The sequence below is a fragment of the Pseudomonas sp. NFACC02 genome (genome assembly GCF_900110765.1).
Lineage (GTDB): Bacteria > Pseudomonadota > Gammaproteobacteria > Pseudomonadales > Pseudomonadaceae > Aquipseudomonas.
In genome coordinates, this window is record NZ_FOEO01000001.1 from 16,297 (window position 1) to 33,090 (window position 16,794).

Here is a 16,794-nt window from a genome sequence, read left to right on the forward strand (position 1 = left end):
TTTTCGATGTCGTTACGGATGAAGAGCTGCCAGACATGCTTCGAGCAGGTCCAGCCCCTCGTTCAACACCTCAGGCTCAATGGTGAGCGGTGCCAGCAGGCGAACGATGTGACGGGCTTTACCGCTCGGCATCAAGAGCAAACCGCGCTCCCTGGCGCACGCCAGTAACTGGGCCATCTGGGCCGTGGCAGGCTTGCCGTCCGGCGTCCGCAGCTCGATGCCGCGCATCGCGCCGACACCGGTCAATCGCCCGAGGTAGGGCGACAGCTGTTGCGCCTGCCATTGCTCGTAACGGGCGAGCAACGTGGCCGAATACTGCTCACTCCAGGCCGCGAGGTGCGCGTCGGTCATCTCATCGAGCGTGGCCAGGCCGGCCGCGCACGCCATGGGGTTCCCGGAATAGGTACCCCCCAACCCACCCTTGGGCAGCGTATCCATCAACGCCTTGCGCCCCACGACTGCACCCAGCGGTACACCACCGGCGATGCTCTTGCCGAGCAACAGCAGATCCGGCTCGATGCCCAGGCGGCTGAAAGCGAAGCGTTGTCCGGTACGCCCAAAGCCCGACTGGATTTCATCAATGATCAACACAATCCCTTTGTCGTCGCACAGGGTGCGCAACGCCTGAGCGAACTCGACGTCCAGCGCCAGGAAACCGCCCTCGCCCTGCACGGGTTCAATAATGAAGCAAGCGACCTCGTCGAGGTCGATCTCCACACTGAACAACCGTTCCATCGCCTTCAAGGCGTCGGCCGTCGAAACGCCGTTGTCCGCGCTTGGATACGGTAGATGAAACACGGGCCCCGGCAATACGCCGACTTTTTGCTTGTACGGCGCGACCTTGCCGTTGAGGTTCAGGGTCGCCAGCGTGCGGCCGTGAAAGGCGCCATCAAATGCAATCACCGCCGTCTTGCCGGTATGCCCGCGTACGATTTTCAACGCGTTCTCCGCCGCTTCGGCACCGCTGTTGGTGAGCATGCCGCTGACCGGGTAGCTCACCGGTATAAACGCCGCGAGCCGCTCAATGAACTGCTGATACGGCCTATGCGGCGCTGCGTTGAACGCGTAGTGCGTCATGCGCTGCGCCTGCTCGCAAATCGCCGCCACGATCCTGGGATGACAATGCCCCAGATTCAGCACACCGATACCGCCGACGAAATCGATGTAACGCTTTCCGTCAACGTCCCAGACCTCAGCGTTTTTTCCATGCGTAAGGGTGATGGGATGAACGAACGAAATGGACTGGCTGACAGACGGGAAATCCATGCTCTAACGACCTGCGAACGTGGGAAAGACGTCTATTCAAGCGATCTCCACCCCTTCTCACAAACGAAATAAAAGCAACGTTTCATTCCACTAACGACTGACATGGCTGGCAGGCTGCGAGGGCACCGGGCCAGGGCGACGCACACGCGTAAGCGGAACAGGCGACGAAAAACCCCAGGAAGACTGTTTATGGGAGTCCGTCGTTATTCCGGAATGACTCGTTTTTACTTGTTGAAAAAATGCCCAGCTATAAACAATCTATAAACATATCCAGGACATCCAAGCCGAATGACTTATAGCGTCTTTTTCACCCCCTTCTCCTGCCTTCCCGCCCTTCCCCCTTTTTAACCATTGCGCTTAACAGTCATACGATAGCGGGCGATCACGTCCGGCCTTTGCCAAAAAGAATTAGCCGCAACGTTTAAACATTTCAGTTCCTGTTCAGCTTCGCGAGCGTACGCTGGTGATGACAGATGAAGGACTGGATGCACCACAGCCCCTGTAGCACGGGGGCTCGCTAGAAAAAGTTATTGAGCCTAAACGACATTTATGACCTTTTCATTTCACCTTCAACAAAAGATGAGCACGTCTTTCTCACTGCTCTTCTCGGATAAAACAACAACACTTTATCAACGGAATTTTCATGATTTATCTCCTACTATCCTGATAAAGAAAGTGCCAAATCTTGCGTTTCTCTAACAGGGCAGTAAATGCGACCCACCCAGGATCGGGCACCGCTAGCACCCGTTTTATCTGAACGCCCACGTGGCCGAAATTATTTAACAACGAGCGCCTTGTCTCTAAGCAGCTCGCGTTTGCTTGCGCCTCGACAATGTCTTCAACACCGATAACTGTGCAGGAGGGTCTACATGAGTCTGGATTTTCTTCCTTTTTCCCGCCCCAGCATGGGCGATGAGGAAGTGGCAGCCGCCACCCGAGTCCTGCGTTCAGGGTGGATTACCACGGGGCCGGAATGCCAGCGCCTGGAACAGCAGTTTGCCGAACATTGCGGCGCGCAGCAGGCCGTGGCGCTGTCTTCTGCCACCGGTGCCATGCACATCACACTGCTCGCGCTGGGCATCGGTCCGGGGGATGAAGTCATCACGCCTTCGCAGACGTGGGTCTCCACCGCCAACATGATCTGCCTGTTGGGCGCGACCCCGGTTTTCGTCGACATAGACCGCGACACGCTGATGACCGACGCCGCGTTGATCGAAAGCGCCATCACACCCCGCACCAAGGCCATCATTCCGGTGCATTACGCCGGTGCCGCGTTTGACCTTGATCCGCTGTATGCCCTGGCCGAACGCCATGGCATTGCGGTCATCGAGGACGCTGCCCATGCTGCAGGGACGCGTTACAAAGGCCGGCCGGTCGGCGCCTCCGGCACCGCGATCTTTTCGTTTCATGCAATCAAGAACATGACCTGCGCCGAAGGCGCGATGTTTGTCAGCGACGATCCAGAGTTGGCCGATCGTGTTCGCCGCCTGAAATTCCATGGCCTGGGCGTCGATGCCTATGACCGCCTGACCCACGGCCGCAAGCCGCAGGCCGAAGTGATCGAGCCGGGGTTCAAGTACAACCTGGCCGACATCAATGCCGCCATCGCGCGGGTGCAGCTTGAACGTCTGGACACCCTTAACGCCCGTCGTGCGGAGCTGGCCGGACATTATCTGGAACGGCTGGCAGGCAGCCCCGTTCAACCTTTGGCGCATCCTCGCTACGACCAGCACCACGCCTGGCATCTGTTCATCCTGCGCATTGACGCAGAACGCTGCGGCCTGGATCGCGATGCGTTCATGAAAGCCCTGCAGGCTCAGAACATCGGCAGCGGCATTCACTTCATTGCGACCCACCTGCACAGCTACTACCGCCAGCGATTCCCTGAGGTGCACTTGCCCGAGACCGAATGGAATTCGTCGCGGCTGTGTTCAATCCCCTTGTTCCCTGACATGACCCGCGCCGATGTCGACCGCGTCGTCAGCGCCATTGAATCCATCGTGGAAGCCCGCTCGTGAAACCGTATCCCATCAACCGCGTCTCGATCGTCATCCCGGTCTACAACGAGGAACAGAGTCTGCCGGAGCTGCTGCGCCGCACCGAAGCAGCCTGCGCACAAGTCAGCCAGCCCTGCGAAATCATTCTGGTGGACGACGGCAGTCGTGACGACTCCGCCGAGATCCTGCTCGACGCCAGCCAGCGTGAAGGCAGCCCGGTGGTCGCGGTCATTCTCAATCGCAACTACGGTCAACACGCCGCGATCATGGCCGGCTTCGAACAGTGCAAAGGCGACCTGGTGATCACCCTGGACGCCGACCTGCAAAACCCGCCCGAAGAGATCCCGAGACTGGTCAGGCTCGCCGAGCAGGGTTACGACGTGATCGGCACGGTGCGTGGCAACCGTCAGGATTCAGCCTTGCGCCGCTGGCCTTCAAAACTCATCAACCTGGCCGTGCAGCGCTCCACCGGCGTCGCGATGACCGACTACGGCTGCATGTTGCGTGCTTACCGCCGCAGCATTGTCGACGCCATGCTGGCCTGCCGGGAACGCAGCACCTTCATCCCGATTCTGGCGAACAGTTTTGCCCGTCACACCACTGAAGTACAGGTGATGCATGCTGAGCGCGAGCATGGGGAATCCAAATACAGCGCGATGAAGCTCATCAATCTGATGTTCGACCTGGTCACCTGCATGACCACGACGCCGTTGCGGCTGTTGAGCATCATCGGTTTCAGCATGGCCTTTCTCGGGGTGCTGTTCGCGATGTTGCTGATCGTACTGCGCCTGATCTTCGGCGCGCCATGGGCGGGACACGGCACCTTCGTCCTGTTCGCGGTGCTGTTCGTCTTTACCGGCGGACAGTTCATCGGCATGGGCCTGCTTGGCGAATACCTGGGGCGCATGTACAGCGATGTTCGCGCGCGCCCACGTTTTTTCATCGAGAAGGTCGTGCGCAGCCAGCCTGTTTCCACCCCTCAGAAAGTCGATGCCCCTGCTCCCATTTTGAATAAGGTCGCACCATGAGCCTCAAAGCCGTTGTTTTTGCCTATCACGATATCGGTTGTGTCGGTATTGAAGCCCTGCTCAACGCTGGCTATGAGATCTCGGCGGTGTTTACCCACGCCGACGACCCCAGGGAAAAGACCTTCTTCGGCTCGGTCGCACAACTGTGCGCGCAACACAACATTCCCGTTCACGCGCCTGAGGACGCGAATCACCCGCTGTGGATCGAACGCATCGGCAAGCTGGCACCTGACTTCATCTTTTCGTTCTATTACCGCCATCTGCTCAGCGAAAACCTGCTGGCGTGCGCCAGGAACGGTGGCTTCAACCTGCACGGTTCCTTGTTGCCACGCTATCGCGGCCGTGCACCGGCCAACTGGGTGCTGGTCAACGGTGAGACCGAAACCGGGGTGACCCTGCATCGGATGGTCAAGCGGGCCGACGCCGGCGCCATCGTGGCTCAGCAGCGCGTCAGCATCAGTACCACTGACACCGCCCTGACGCTGCACGCCAAGCTGCGCGCCAGCGCTGCCGACCTGCTGTCCGAAACCCTACCTTTGCTGGGTAAGGGACAATTGCCAGGCACCGAGCAAGATGAATCCAAAGCCACCTGTTTTGGCCGCCGTACGCCAGCCGACGGATTGATCGACTGGCAGCAGTCGGCATTGCAGCTGTACAACCTGACGCGCGCAGTCACCCAACCCTATCCGGGCGCATTCTGTCCGGTGGGCGAACACAAGATGATCGTCTGGAGCGCGAAGGTGCAGTCCGGCAATGAAGGCCAGACGCCGGGTACGGTCATCAGCTGTGATCCGCTGCGCATTGCCTGTGGCGAGGACTCCCTGCTGGTCACTGCCGGGCAGCGCGGCGATGACGGGCTCTATCTGAGCGGCGCGCAACTGGCCCGGGAGTTCGGCCTGGTAGACGGCTCCCGGCTGGTGGGCGGCAAGAAGCGGCGCCAACTGCGGCGTACGTGCGTGCTGATCCTGGGCGTCAACGGGTTCATCGGCAATCACCTGTCTGAGCGGCTGCTCAAAGATGACCGTTACGAGGTCTACGGCATGGACATCGGCTCCGATGCCATCGAGCGCCTGCGCAGCCACCCCAATTTCCACTTCATCGAAGGCGACATCAGCATCCACACCGAATGGATCGAATACCACATCAAGAAATGCGACGTGGTACTGCCGCTGGTGGCCATCGCCACCCCGATCGAATACACCCGCAACCCGTTGCGCGTCTTCGAGCTGGACTTTGAAGAAAACCTGAAAATCGTCCGCTACTGCGTCAAGTACAACAAGCGCGTGATCTTCCCGTCGACCTCGGAAGTCTACGGCATGTGCCAGGACGCGAACTTCGACGAAGACACTTCGAACCTGGTGGTCGGCCCGATCAACAAACAACGCTGGATTTACTCGGTCTCCAAGCAGTTGCTCGACCGCGTGATCTGGGCCTATGGGCAAAAAGGTCTGCAGTTCTCCCTGTTCCGTCCGTTCAACTGGATGGGGCCGCGCCTGGATCGACTGGACTCTGCTCGCATCGGCAGCTCGCGCGCGATCACGCAACTGATCCTGCACCTGGTGGAAGGCACACCGATCCGTCTGGTAGACGGCGGCGCCCAGAAACGCTGCTTTACCGATGTGGTGGACGGCATTGAGGCTTTGGCGCGCATCATCGAAAACCGTGATGGCCGCTGCAATGGTCAAATCATCAACATCGGCAACCCGGACAACGAGGCCAGCATCCGCCAGTTGGGTGAAGAGCTGTTGCGTCAGTTCGAGGCGCACCCGCTGCGTGACAACTTCCCTCCATTCGCCGGTTTCCGGGAAGTGGAAAGTCAGTCCTTCTACGGTAAGGGCTATCAGGACGTCAGCCACCGCAAACCGAGCATCGACAACGCGCGTCGCCTGATCGACTGGCAACCCACCATCGAGCTGCGTGAAACCATCGGCAAGACGCTGGATTTTTTCCTGCGCGAAGCCATGGCTGAAAAAGCGGAAGCGAGCTGATGCAGGCAGGCTTGCGCATTGACGTCGATACGTATCGCGGAACGCGGGACGGCGTGCCGCGTCTGCTCGACCTGCTGGACGAAGCACAGGTCAAAGCCACGTTCTTTTTCAGCGTCGGTCCGGACAACATGGGCCGTCATCTGTGGCGCCTGGCAAGGCCGCAGTTTTTCTGGAAAATGCTGCGGTCCAAAGCCGCCAGTCTGTATGGATGGGACATCTTGCTGGCCGGCACTGCCTGGCCCGGCAAACCCATCGGCCGCGATCTGGGGCCGTTGATGCGTCGTGCCCAGAACGCCGGTCACGAGATCGGCCTGCACGCCTGGGATCACCATGGCTGGCAAGCTAATGCGGGCACCTGGACGCCCAACCAACTGACGAGCCAGATTGCCTGTGGCGTGGATTGCCTGAGTGACATTCTCGGCAATCCCGTCACCTGCTCAGCCGCCGCCGGATGGCGTGCGGATGAACGCGTGGTGCAAGCCAAACAAGGTTTTGGCTTTCGCTACAACAGCGATTGTCGAGGCTACGGGCTGTTTCGTCCGTTGCTCGCGGACGGTCAGCCTGGCACGCCTCAGATTCCCGTGGACCTGCCAACCTTCGATGAAGTCGTCGGCCCTCGACTGGATGCCCGCGCGTTCAATGCGTACCTGCTGCGTCAGTTCAGCCCTGCGAAGCTGAACGTCTACACCGTGCACGCAGAGGTGGAAGGCATCGCCATGGCCGATCATTTCCGCCATCTGCTCGTTCAGGCAAAGACCCACCGCATACAGTTCCAACCGCTGGGCAGTCTGCTACCTGATGACCTCGAGGCGATCGCGCAGGGGCACCTGGTTCGCGGGGCGCTGGACGGACGTGAAGGCTGGCTGGGAGTGCAGCAACCATGAGCCGCCATCAGAACATCGCGTTGCTGTTCGCCGCGTTCTTGCTCGCGTATCTGCTGCCGTTGGGCACTCACGGCCTGTGGATTCCCGATGAAACCCGCTACGCCCAGATCAGCCAGGAAATGCTGCACAGTGGCAATTGGGCCGCGCCTCATTTCATGGGGCTGCGCTATTTCGAGAAGCCCGCTGCGGGCTATTGGCTGATTGCGGCGGCGCAGGCGGTGTTCGGTGAGAACCTGTTCGGCGTGCGTTTCGTTTCCGCGTTGACCACAGGTTTGAGCGTACTCTTGACCTGGCTGATCGCGGGACGCCTCTGGGCCGACCCTCAGAAGCGTTTCGCGAGTGCGCTGCTGTTCATGAGTTTCGTACTGGTGGCGGGGCAATCCGGCTATGCCAATCTTGACCCGCAATTCACCCTCTGGGTGAACCTGACGCTGGTTGCCTTCTGGTTCGCCATCCACAGCGTCGGGCGCCAGCGGTTACTGTGCTGGGCGGTGCTCGGTTTTGCTTGCGGCATGGGTTTCATGACCAAGGGATTTCTGGCCTGGGCCTTGCCGGTGATCATCGCCCTGCCCTACATGATCTGGCAGCGACGCTTGCGCGAGCTGCTGACTTTCGGCCCGCTGGCCATCATCGTCGCCGTGCTGGTGTGCCTGCCGTGGGCATTGACGGTGCAGGCCCGGGAACCTGACTTCTGGCGGTTCTTCTTCTGGCATGAACACATCCGTCGCTTCGCCGGTGAAGATGCTCAGCACGCCCAGCCATGGTGGTACTACTTGCCGCTGCTGGTCGGCGCTTGCGTACCTTGGGCCTTGTTGTTACCCGGCACCCTCAAGCAGGCCTGGGACCAGAGGAGCCTGAGCCACAGCGGGTTTCTGCTGATGTGGCTGGTCCTGCCGCTGGCTTTTCTGAGCCTGAGCAAAGGCAAGCTACCGACCTACATTTTGCCTTGCCTGATGCCATTGGCCCTGCTGATGGGGCATGCGCTCGTCGAAGCCCAGAACGCCGGAAAAACCACCGCGTTGCGCATCAATGGCCTGTTCAACAGCGCTTTGGGCGTGATTGCGCTGGCTGCGCTGGTGTTTATCCAGTTCAAAAAATCGGTGTATGAGCAGGAGCCTCAGCACCTGATCCTGGCGGTGGTGGTGTTGCTGGGCTGGATCGTGACCAATGCGCTGCAGGGCGCCCAGCCCCGGCGGTTCTGGCTGATGCCAGCGCTGGGCAGCTGGTTGACCATTGCGTTAATACCGGCGGCCTTGCCCGGCAGCATTGTTTCCAACAAGACGCCCGACCAGTTCGTGGCTCACCACTTGGACGAACTGAGCGCTGCCACCCACCTGCTCAGCAACGACCTGGGCGCGGCGGCCGCGCTGTCATGGCGCCTCAAACGCAATGATGTGGTGCTTTACGACACCCGTGGCGAACTGGAGTACGGGCTCGGCTACCCACAACCGACGCCCAGGGAGGTCAACTGGAAACAGGTTCAGGCGTGGATGACCAAGGCACGTCAGCAGGGTTCTGTCGCGGTAGTAATGCGTGGCAACTCGGACGATGACGCCTACGGATTCAGCCTGCTGCCGCAGGATGGCAAACGTTATGAAGAAGGCAACCTGACGATCCTGATCTTCGACAGGACGCCGTCATGACGGTGGTCCTGTTGCTTTGCGCCTGCCTGCTCACGTGCCTGGGCCAGATTGCGCAGAAGCTGACCATCGAACGCTGGGGGCACACCTTCCCCGGCGTTGGCACCGCACTGAGAAGCGGCTGGTTGTGGCTGGCACTGGCGTGCCTGGGCGCAGGCCTGCTGCTGTGGCTGTTGGTACTGCAGCGCATGGACGTAGGCGTTGCTTACCCCATGCTGGCGCTGAATTTCGTCCTTGTCACCTTGACCGGACGTTATATGTTCAAAGAGCCCGTCGACCGTCGTCACTGGTTCGGCGTGGCGCTCATTCTGGTGGGTGTTGTCTTGCTGGGGCGCCAGGCGTGAACGCGCGCCGCGGCCTGAGTCTGGCCATGGGCAGCGTATTGCTGGTCAGCGCAGCACAGCTGGGCATGCGCTGGAGCATGCAACGCCTGCCACACCCTGCCCAATGGCTGGCAGCGCAACAAGTCGACGCTGTAGCACTCAGCGTGGTGATAGCCGCGATCGCTGCATACGCCCTGTCCATGCTCTGCTGGCTCGGCGCCCTGCGTGATATGCCCCTGAGCCGCGCCTATTCGCTGCTCAGCATCAGCTACGCAGCGGTGTACGTACTGGCGGCGCTGCTCCCCTTTTTCAACGAGACACTCACCGCTCCTCGAACGGTGGGAGTCACCCTGATCGTGCTCGGCGTGGTGACGATCAATTTCCGGCGTAGCTGCGACAACGGCAGTAACAGTGACAAGGAGCTTTCCCGATGAAAATAAGCGTCTTCGGTAGCGGTTATGTGGGTCTGGTGCAGGCGACCGTGTTGGCTGAGGTTGGCCACGACGTGGTGTGCATGGACATTGACCCGGCCAAGGTCGAGCAACTGAGCAAAGGCCATGTGACCATTTACGAACCCGGTCTGGAAAATCTGGTTCGCGAGAACCTGGAAGCCGGACGCTTGCACTTCACCACCGACGAGAAACGCGCGGTGGAGCATGGCGAAGTGTTGTTCATCGCGGTGGGTACACCTTCCCGACCCGATGGCTCCGCTGACCTGAGCGGGTTCTTTGCGGTCGGCGACGCCATCGCTCGCCACCGCGAGACCCCGGTGATCATTGTTGAAAAGTCGACAGTGCCGGTGGGCAGCGGCGACGCGTTGCGCGGCCACATCGAGCAGAGCCTGCGCCAGTCGGCCCCGCTGCTGAAATTCGATATCGTGTCCAACCCCGAATTCCTCAAGGAAGGCTCGGCAGTCAAGGACTGCCGCCGCCCCGATCGCATCGTCATCGGCTGTGGCAACCCGGACGTGTTCCCTGTCATGCGCGAACTCTACGCCCCGTTCAACCGCAACCATGAACGCATCATGTTCATGGACCTGCGCAGCGCGGAACTGACGAAGTATGCGGCCAACTGCATGCTGGCGACCAAGATCAGCTTCATCAACCAGATTGCCGAGCTGGCCGAGCACCTGGGTGCCGATGTCGAATCCGTGCGCCTGGGCATCGGTGCCGACTCACGGATCGGTTATGACTTCATCTACCCAGGCTGTGGCTATGGCGGCTCGTGCTTCGGCAAGGACATTCGCGCGTTGATTCACAGTGCGCGGGAAGCCGGCTGCTCGAACGATCTGCTCAATGTGGTCGAGGACATCAACGAGCGGCAGAAGAACAAGCTGTTCGACCGCATTAACGCGTTCTACAAGGGCGAACTCAAGGGCAAGACCTTCGCGCTGTGGGGGCTGGCATTCAAACCGAACACCGACGATATGCGCGATGCACCGAGTCGTGTGCTGATGGAATCGCTGTGGGCCGCAGGCGCCACCGTTCGCGCGTTTGACCCCGAAGCCATGCAGGAAACCCAGCGCTTGTACGGCGAGCAACCCAACCTGATCCTGATGGGCACGCCGGAATCGGTGTTGTTGGGGGCCGACGCCCTGATCGTCTGTACCGAATGGCAGCAGTTCAAGGCACCGGACTTCGACCTGATTCAACAGCGGCTCAAGTCACCGGTCATCTTCGACGGCCGCAACCTGTATGACACCGAGCGTCTGGCCAAGCGCGGCTTCCAGTACTTCCCGATTGGCCGGGGTGACTCCTGCAGCTTGCCCATTCCGCAACAACTGTGGGTGCCTTACGAACTGCTGGCCAACCACCACGCGGTGTAAGCCCCATACCGCGCGGCCTGGTCAGTCAGGCCGCGCTTTTGCGCTACCGTGCGGTCATGGCGCCGGTAACCGCAGCAGTACGTACTCTTCCTTGTCGAACCGACCGCTGAGCAACACCGGCAAGGCGCCTAACGGCGTGCCCTGCAATCGCTGAAAATCGTTGTTGCTCATCACCACATCCGCCGGTCCCTGCACCGCGCTCAGTTGTTCCGGTGTTTCGGTGAACTGCGGCAGCAGGTCCTGATCGACGTTGACCATGAACTTGATGGCCTTGGCGTCTTTGCCCATCGAATGCAACACCAGTAACGCGTTGTCGGCTTGTGTCACCTGACGCACCGCCTGGGTGAAGTGACGCGTGTCGTAGAGTGTGCGCTCCGCTTTCTCGAAAACGCCGATGTAGCTGATCCAGACCGCCAGCACCGCACACGCCGGAAGCCCGTACAACCACAAGCGTGGGCGCATCAACAGGGGCAAGGCGATCAGTTGCAACAGGCCGAGGGCAACCAGCACAGAACCGATATCGCTCAGCGCTTCCGGAAAACGCGGACGCACCGCCAGCAACGCGGCGAACAATACCCCGGGAATGAAGCAGCACAGCGTCAGCGTCAACGCTCGTAGCCACCCGAAGACGCGCCCGGTGCGAACCTGAAACGGATACGCCGCAATGATCGCTGCCATCGGCAGCATCGGCAGGATGTAGCGGGCCTTTTTCGCTTGCGGCACGGACAGTCCGACCATCACCACCAGACCGGCGAATGCCGCCAGATACAGCAGGTGCAAGGCGGCACTGGTCGACCGCTGGCCGGTGACGCCCACCGCCGCCAGCACCACGAGCGCCATCGGGTACGCCAAGGCATAGTTGCCCAGCGAACTGCCGAAATACCAAAGCAGCGGACTGCTGCCCTCAGTGCCGTCCATACGCGAAGTGATCTGCATGCGCAGCACCTCGGCCAGCAATGCCTCACCGCCACTGAGCCGCGCCAACAGCAACAGAACCAGCGTACACGCCACCAACAGCGCCAGTGCAGCCAGCCCGAACCACCACAACCGCCGCCATTGCAGGTTCAAGGCGTAGTAACTGCACATCACGCCGGCCGGCACGACGACGCCGATGGGCCCCCGAATCGCAAACCCCAGCACGAGCAGCGCGAACACCGCCCACAGCCTCCGTGCTGAGCCGAAATGATCCGCCGCATACGCCAGATAGAACACACAGAAAGACACCGTCGCGAGCATCTGGTCCAGGGAGACCGCCCGGGTTTCGGTGATAAACGTGTTGGTCAGCAATAAAAACGCAATGCTCAACCACGCCCAGCGTCGCGAATACGGTGCCAACAGGCGGTACATCAACCCCACCGTGACCGCCGATGCCACGCAGGTGGGCAGCCACGCCGTCAGACTGGTCACTTCCCCAAACGGTAAGGAAAACAGATAAATCAGCCAGGTCGAAAACGCCGAATAATCCGGGTAAGGCTCGCCGTAGGTGGTGGGAAAAAAGCCCGGTCCGTGGCGCAACATTTCCTGAGCGAACAACACGAAACGTGAGTCGAAGCCAACGATACTCAGGTGCCAACTGGCGGCAATGAACAGAAGAAACGCCAGCCCACCGGCGGTCCAGGCCTGACGCCTGGCACGCGCCGGCGTAACACCCGACAAAAATTCCGAAGCGATCGATGTCAACACAAACTCCTGATGTCCTGCCACTGAACGTTCAACGGCTGACGAAATAATAGACACGGTCACCGACTACCTGCCCACTTTCAATGCTTATCTACGCGAAGATCAACTTGCCTCGCCTTGCCGCCGAAGTCCTGTCACTGCCCATTGCCCAATGCAGAAAACAACAGTAAGCCGCACAAGGAAATACGGCATAGACACTGCGGTCTTTCAACGTACTGGCCCGCCCCGATATAGCGTTGAACAATGACAGTCTTATTCCCGATCAAAAGGTATGGACCGCGATTGTTCATGCCGCGCGAGCGCATCTTCGCTGCATCGTCCGCGTTGCTGAAACTGAACACGACGTGCCTGCCATTATTGATGAACCGTGTTGAACGGCGGCTGTATTTGCCCACATTGACATGAACCGCCCGGATATATGTGAAAGCCGTTTTCACAAGGACTTCACCTGCTGTTGACTCCTCTCCCCTTACCCTCGCGGCCCAGAGACATCGACATCTCGCCGTGCTCGCCGGGAGGGTGTTCGTGACGCGCCCGCCAGCCGCCGAACATTCACCGAGCTCATCTGCCGGGGTGTTTGCCGACGTGCAAGATTGGGCATAGCGCGTTGCAAGGCGCAATTGCCCCGCCGGGCCTCGACCCTGTCATCCAAAAACCCCATCGGAACCTGTGATCGTGCAAAACAGCAGAAACCGCTTTTACTTCAATTACGTCGGTATTCCCTTGCTTCTGGCGCTCGTGGTGTTCGTCAGCTTCGACCTGACGGGGCTAGACGTCAGGTTCAGCAACTGGATATACAACGCCAGCACACAGGCTTTCCCGCTGCAGCACAGCAAACTGTTCGAGACCATTACGCACAAATGGGCCAGGATCATCCCCAACTGGACAGGTGAAGCGGCAATCATCGGGGCGCTTCTTTCATTTTTGTGGCCGCGTTTCAGGGCAGAGAAGCACGCCCGGATGATGGCCTGGCTGGAGACGGTGCGCATCGCCCCGGCCTTGCGTTTTCTCACCCGCCATCGTCGCGACCTGCTATTCGTGGTGTTGTCGTTCTCCATCACCACGGGGGCGATTCACTACTTCAAAAGCCACACCAGCATCTACTGCCCCGTGGAAACCACGTTGTATGGCGGGACCGAACAGCAGAAAGAGTGGTACGAGAACTTCAACCTGCTGCACGACGCCGGTAAAGGGCGCTGCTGGCCGGGCGGCCACGCCTCTGGCGGCTTCACGATGATGGCGTTGTTCTTCGTTGCGCGTCGTTACCGTTGGCGCCATGCCCGCAAGGTGCTGGCGTTCTCGCTGATCCTGGGCACCGTGTACGGCACGACGCGAGTGTTTCAGGGCTGGCACTTCATGTCGCACACGCCATGGGCGGGCATCATCGTGTGGTTCTCGATGTTCCTCACCGCGATGGTGTTCTATGGCCGGGCCCGACTGGATCCGACGATTGAGCTACATCCAGAGCGAACGCTGAACGTTACACCGGCAACGCCCCTGGGAGCTCCAGCAAAACTGTAAAACAACACCCGGCGGGCTCCCGGCTGGTCAATGTCACTGTCCAGCGCTGATTGGCGCAGATGCGCTGGACCAGTGACAGCCCCAGTCCCAGCCCTTCCCCGCGCTGCTCGTCACCGCGCACGAAAGGTTGAAACATCGCCTGCCGCTTCTCTTCCGGAATCCCGATACCGCTGTCCTCGACGCTGAACCCCTGATCGGTCAGGGTCAGGCGGATGAAGCCGTGATCGGTGTAATGCCAGGCGTTGCGCAGCAGATTACCCATGACCGAGCGCAGCAACGCCGCGTTGTACAGCCTGCTCCCAGCATTCCCCGGCGAGTCGATGGACGACACATAGATAAACGCCAGCCCTTTTTCCTCGATCGGCTGGCGCCATACCTCGACCAGCTCATCGGCCATCCGCGCAATGGTCGAACCCTGCCCCTCGGAGGTACGTTTGCCTTCCGTGCGCGCCAGCAGCAGGAATGTCTCGACCAGTTGGTTCATGCCTGCGGTCGCCTTGCTGATGCGCTGCACCTGAGTGCGCGAACGCTCGTCAAGAGCTGGGTATTCCAGCAACAGCTCGCAGGAGGTCGCGAGCACCATCAGCGGTGTGCGCAATTCATGACTGACGTCACTGGTGAACAGTTTTTCCCGCCCTAGCGCAGCTCGCAGTCGGCCAAGTGTCTCGTCAAACGATTTCGCCAGCGCACCGACTTCGTCCCGTGCGTAATCGTCCGCCAGCGTCGGCGCCAGTTCGAGCAATTGGTCCCTGTGCCGAACCTGCCCGGCCAGACGCGAAACCGGCGCCATGACCCGCGAAGCGAGCAAGCGCCCGAGGAGTACCGCGAGTAACACACTGAGCATGAACCCCACCAGCACCACCGCGAACAGAATGCGTTCGCGCTTTTCGAATTTGCGCTGGTCGCGTAGCAAAACGTAGCGTCGTCCGCCGACAGACTCGACCATGGCGTAGTAGGCTTTCTTGCCCCGGAAAAATTCCTGAAAGCCGGGTTTCAACTCTTTCAGGTCATCGCTCATCGCCACATCGCCAATCCCGTCTTCGGCGTAGAACAATTCGTCTTTATCCGGACGATGGTGCCAGTCTTCGATGCGATCTTGCTTGAGCAAACGATGCAGATTGCCGCCCAGGCTGATGGTGGTGAGTCGGGTCTCGACAATGTGGACGGTGGCGATAATGCCCACCGCGAACACACCCGCCACTAACGCGCTCATCAGGGCAAAGACAATCACGATCCGTTGTTTAAGGCTGGGTTTGATATCCATCAGTTTTCGTACATATCCGTGCCGGTGTCCGCACTGCTTCTATTGCCGCTCATTATTGGGGGCGCGATGTCATGGTTTCGTTAATTGGCCGATGTTCTGCTCAACAGCGCAACTGACGCCCGCGCTGCGTCCGCATATTCAAACGTCCCGAAAACGGTCAGCGACACGGACACGGCCGTACAAAGGTTTCTAATGACGAGAAGGCCACACGGTTTTCACGATTTTTTCTCATTCCCGACATTAATTTGCCATTCCCTCGCATGCGCTAATGATTCGCATTGAGCGGACGGGCGCAACACGCCTTTCTGGACGTTTAAACGGATTGATCCCTCTACCCCCTGCTCGGGAATCCTGACCATGACGCTTCACAGACCCACCTTCTTCAAAGCGCTTCTGCTCGCTGCCATGACTTGCTCCAGCATCAGTGCATGGGCCGACGACGGCCTCGTCGTGTACAACGCCCAGCATGAAGGATTGACCAAAGCCTGGGTCGAGGGCTTTACCAAACAGACCGGCATCAAGGTGACATTGCGCAATGGCGATGACACCGAGATGGCGAACCAGATCGTTCAGGAAGGTAAGGCGTCCCCGGCCGATGTCTTCCTCACTGAGAACTCCCCGTCCATGGTGCTTGTCGACGGTGCCGGTCTGTTCGCCCCGATCGCGCCGTCGACACTGTCGCAGGTTGCCTCGGCGTACCGCCCGGCCCATGGCAACTGGGTCGGCATCGCGGCGCGCTCGACGGTGTTCGTCTACAACAAGGACAAACTGACTCAGGCTCAACTGCCCAGGTCGATCCTCGATCTGGCTGACCCGAGCTGGAAAGGACGCTGGGCTGCATCGCCCGCTGGTGCTGACTTCCAGGCCATCGTCGGCGGCATGCTGGCGCTCAAAGGCGAAGCGACAACCCTGCAATGGCTCAAAGGCATGAAAGCCAACTTCACGGCGTATCGTGGTAACAGCGCCGTGCTCAAGGCAGTGAATGCCGGTCAGGTCGACAGCGGCGTGATTTTTCACTATTACAGCTTCGTCGATCAATCCAAGACCGGCGAAAACAGCAAGAACACCGCCCTTCACTACTTCAAGCACCAGGACCCGGGCGCGTTCGTGAGCATTTCCGGTGGTGGTGTGCTGGCCTCCAGCAAGCATCAGGAGCAGGCGCAGGCGTTCATCAAATGGATCACCGGCAAAGACGGTCAGGCGGTACTCAAGGACGGCAAGTCCTTTGAATACGCCGTCGGCCAGGGTGCGGCCTCCAATCCACAGTTGACGCCGCTGGCCGAACTCGATGCGCCGGTCGTCGATGCGTCGAAGCTGGACAGTAAAAAGGTCGTAGACCTGATGACCCAGGCGGGGCTGCTCTGACGGTGCAACTGGA

Annotated in this window: 13 protein-coding genes; 10 read left to right on the forward strand and 3 right to left on the reverse strand. The window is 59.9% G+C overall.

The window, feature by feature from the left end:
• Positions 1-12 precede the first annotated feature (12 nt).
• Positions 13-1,266 (reverse strand): 2-aminoadipate transaminase, encoded by a 1,254-nt coding sequence (locus BMY73_RS00090; RefSeq protein WP_092404042.1) that lies wholly within the window; start codon positions 1,264-1,266, stop codon positions 13-15.
• 869 nt (positions 1,267-2,135) lie between these two features.
• On the opposite strand from BMY73_RS00090, the gene arnB reads away from it, so the two are divergent.
• Genes arnB through BMY73_RS00130 form a run of 8 tightly spaced genes read left to right on the forward strand, consistent with a single transcriptional unit; the run spans position 2,136 to position 10,951 of the window.
• A complete protein-coding gene (arnB, locus tag BMY73_RS00095) occupies positions 2,136-3,284 on the forward strand; it encodes a UDP-4-amino-4-deoxy-L-arabinose aminotransferase (RefSeq protein ID WP_092404043.1) in 1,149 nt (382 codons plus the stop codon).
• Positions 3,281-4,291 carry an undecaprenyl-phosphate 4-deoxy-4-formamido-L-arabinose transferase gene (gene arnC / locus BMY73_RS00100; RefSeq protein ID WP_062381521.1) on the forward strand — a complete coding sequence of 337 codons (1,011 nt, stop codon included), beginning with the start codon at positions 3,281-3,283 and terminating at the stop codon, positions 4,289-4,291. Before arnB ends, arnC begins: the two co-directional genes overlap by 4 nt.
• Positions 4,288-6,279 carry a bifunctional UDP-4-amino-4-deoxy-L-arabinose formyltransferase/UDP-glucuronic acid oxidase ArnA gene (arnA, locus tag BMY73_RS00105; protein WP_092404045.1) on the forward strand — a complete coding sequence of 664 codons (1,992 nt, stop codon included), beginning with the start codon at positions 4,288-4,290 and terminating at the stop codon, positions 6,277-6,279. The genes arnC and arnA overlap by 4 nt, the downstream gene beginning before the upstream one ends.
• Positions 6,279-7,163: a 4-deoxy-4-formamido-L-arabinose-phosphoundecaprenol deformylase gene (gene arnD, locus BMY73_RS00110; RefSeq protein WP_092404048.1), complete on the forward strand. Its 885-nt coding sequence runs from the start codon at positions 6,279-6,281 to the stop codon at positions 7,161-7,163. The genes arnA and arnD overlap by 1 nt, the downstream gene beginning before the upstream one ends.
• Positions 7,160-8,806, forward strand: coding sequence for a lipid IV(A) 4-amino-4-deoxy-L-arabinosyltransferase (arnT, locus tag BMY73_RS00115; RefSeq protein ID WP_092404050.1), 1,647 nt, complete (start codon positions 7,160-7,162; stop codon positions 8,804-8,806). Before arnD ends, arnT begins: the two co-directional genes overlap by 4 nt.
• Entirely contained in the window at positions 8,803-9,147 is a 345-nt protein-coding gene (arnE, locus tag BMY73_RS00120) for a 4-amino-4-deoxy-L-arabinose-phosphoundecaprenol flippase subunit ArnE (RefSeq protein WP_092404052.1), read from the forward strand. Before arnT ends, arnE begins: the two co-directional genes overlap by 4 nt.
• Entirely contained in the window at positions 9,144-9,560 is a 417-nt protein-coding gene (gene arnF, locus BMY73_RS00125; RefSeq protein ID WP_092404054.1) for a 4-amino-4-deoxy-L-arabinose-phosphoundecaprenol flippase subunit ArnF, read from the forward strand. Before arnE ends, arnF begins: the two co-directional genes overlap by 4 nt.
• Complete coding sequence (locus BMY73_RS00130; protein WP_092404056.1) at positions 9,557-10,951, forward strand: UDP-glucose dehydrogenase family protein; 1,395 nt, start codon at positions 9,557-9,559, stop codon at positions 10,949-10,951. The genes arnF and BMY73_RS00130 overlap by 4 nt, the downstream gene beginning before the upstream one ends.
• A gap of 54 nt (positions 10,952-11,005) precedes the next feature.
• Here BMY73_RS00130 and BMY73_RS00135 read toward each other — a convergent pair whose 3' ends face one another.
• On the reverse strand, positions 11,006-12,631 hold the full coding sequence (locus tag BMY73_RS00135; protein ID WP_371914930.1) for an ArnT family glycosyltransferase: 1,626 nt from the start codon (positions 12,629-12,631) through the stop codon (positions 11,006-11,008).
• Positions 12,632-13,303: 672 nt separating this feature from the next.
• On the opposite strand from BMY73_RS00135, the gene BMY73_RS00140 reads away from it, so the two are divergent.
• Entirely contained in the window at positions 13,304-14,152 is an 849-nt protein-coding gene (locus tag BMY73_RS00140) for a phosphatase PAP2 family protein (RefSeq protein ID WP_092404698.1), read from the forward strand.
• Here BMY73_RS00140 and BMY73_RS00145 read toward each other — a convergent pair.
• Positions 14,112-15,416 carry a sensor histidine kinase gene (locus tag BMY73_RS00145; protein ID WP_062381509.1) on the reverse strand — a complete coding sequence of 435 codons (1,305 nt, stop codon included), beginning with the start codon at positions 15,414-15,416 and terminating at the stop codon, positions 14,112-14,114. The two genes, BMY73_RS00140 and BMY73_RS00145, sit on opposite strands and share 41 nt — an antisense overlap.
• Positions 15,417-15,773: 357 nt before the next feature.
• On the opposite strand from BMY73_RS00145, the gene BMY73_RS00150 reads away from it, so the two are divergent.
• On the forward strand, positions 15,774-16,781 hold the full coding sequence (locus BMY73_RS00150; RefSeq protein ID WP_092404058.1) for an iron ABC transporter substrate-binding protein: 1,008 nt from the start codon (positions 15,774-15,776) through the stop codon (positions 16,779-16,781).
• Positions 16,782-16,794: the final 13 nt, after the last annotated feature.

What these genes read in the sequence shown, in the direction of transcription:
- arnB (WP_092404043.1), top strand. Translation starts at nt 2,136, where the DNA reads ATGAGTCTGGATTTTCTTCCTTTTTCCCGCCCCAGCATGGGCGATGAG.
- arnD (WP_092404048.1), top strand. Translation starts at nt 6,279, where the DNA reads ATGCAGGCAGGCTTGCGCATTGACGTCGATACGTATCGCGGAACGCGG.
- arnA (WP_092404045.1), top strand. Translation starts at nt 4,288, where the DNA reads ATGAGCCTCAAAGCCGTTGTTTTTGCCTATCACGATATCGGTTGTGTC.
- arnE (WP_092404052.1), top strand. Translation starts at nt 8,803, where the DNA reads ATGACGGTGGTCCTGTTGCTTTGCGCCTGCCTGCTCACGTGCCTGGGC.
- BMY73_RS00150 (WP_092404058.1), top strand. Translation starts at nt 15,774, where the DNA reads ATGACGCTTCACAGACCCACCTTCTTCAAAGCGCTTCTGCTCGCTGCC.
- BMY73_RS00090 (WP_092404042.1), bottom strand. Translation starts at nt 1,266, where the DNA reads ATGGATTTCCCGTCTGTCAGCCAGTCCATTTCGTTCGTTCATCCCATC.
- BMY73_RS00145 (WP_062381509.1), bottom strand. Translation starts at nt 15,416, where the DNA reads ATGGATATCAAACCCAGCCTTAAACAACGGATCGTGATTGTCTTTGCC.
- BMY73_RS00130 (WP_092404056.1), top strand. Translation starts at nt 9,557, where the DNA reads ATGAAAATAAGCGTCTTCGGTAGCGGTTATGTGGGTCTGGTGCAGGCG.
- arnT (WP_092404050.1), top strand. Translation starts at nt 7,160, where the DNA reads ATGAGCCGCCATCAGAACATCGCGTTGCTGTTCGCCGCGTTCTTGCTC.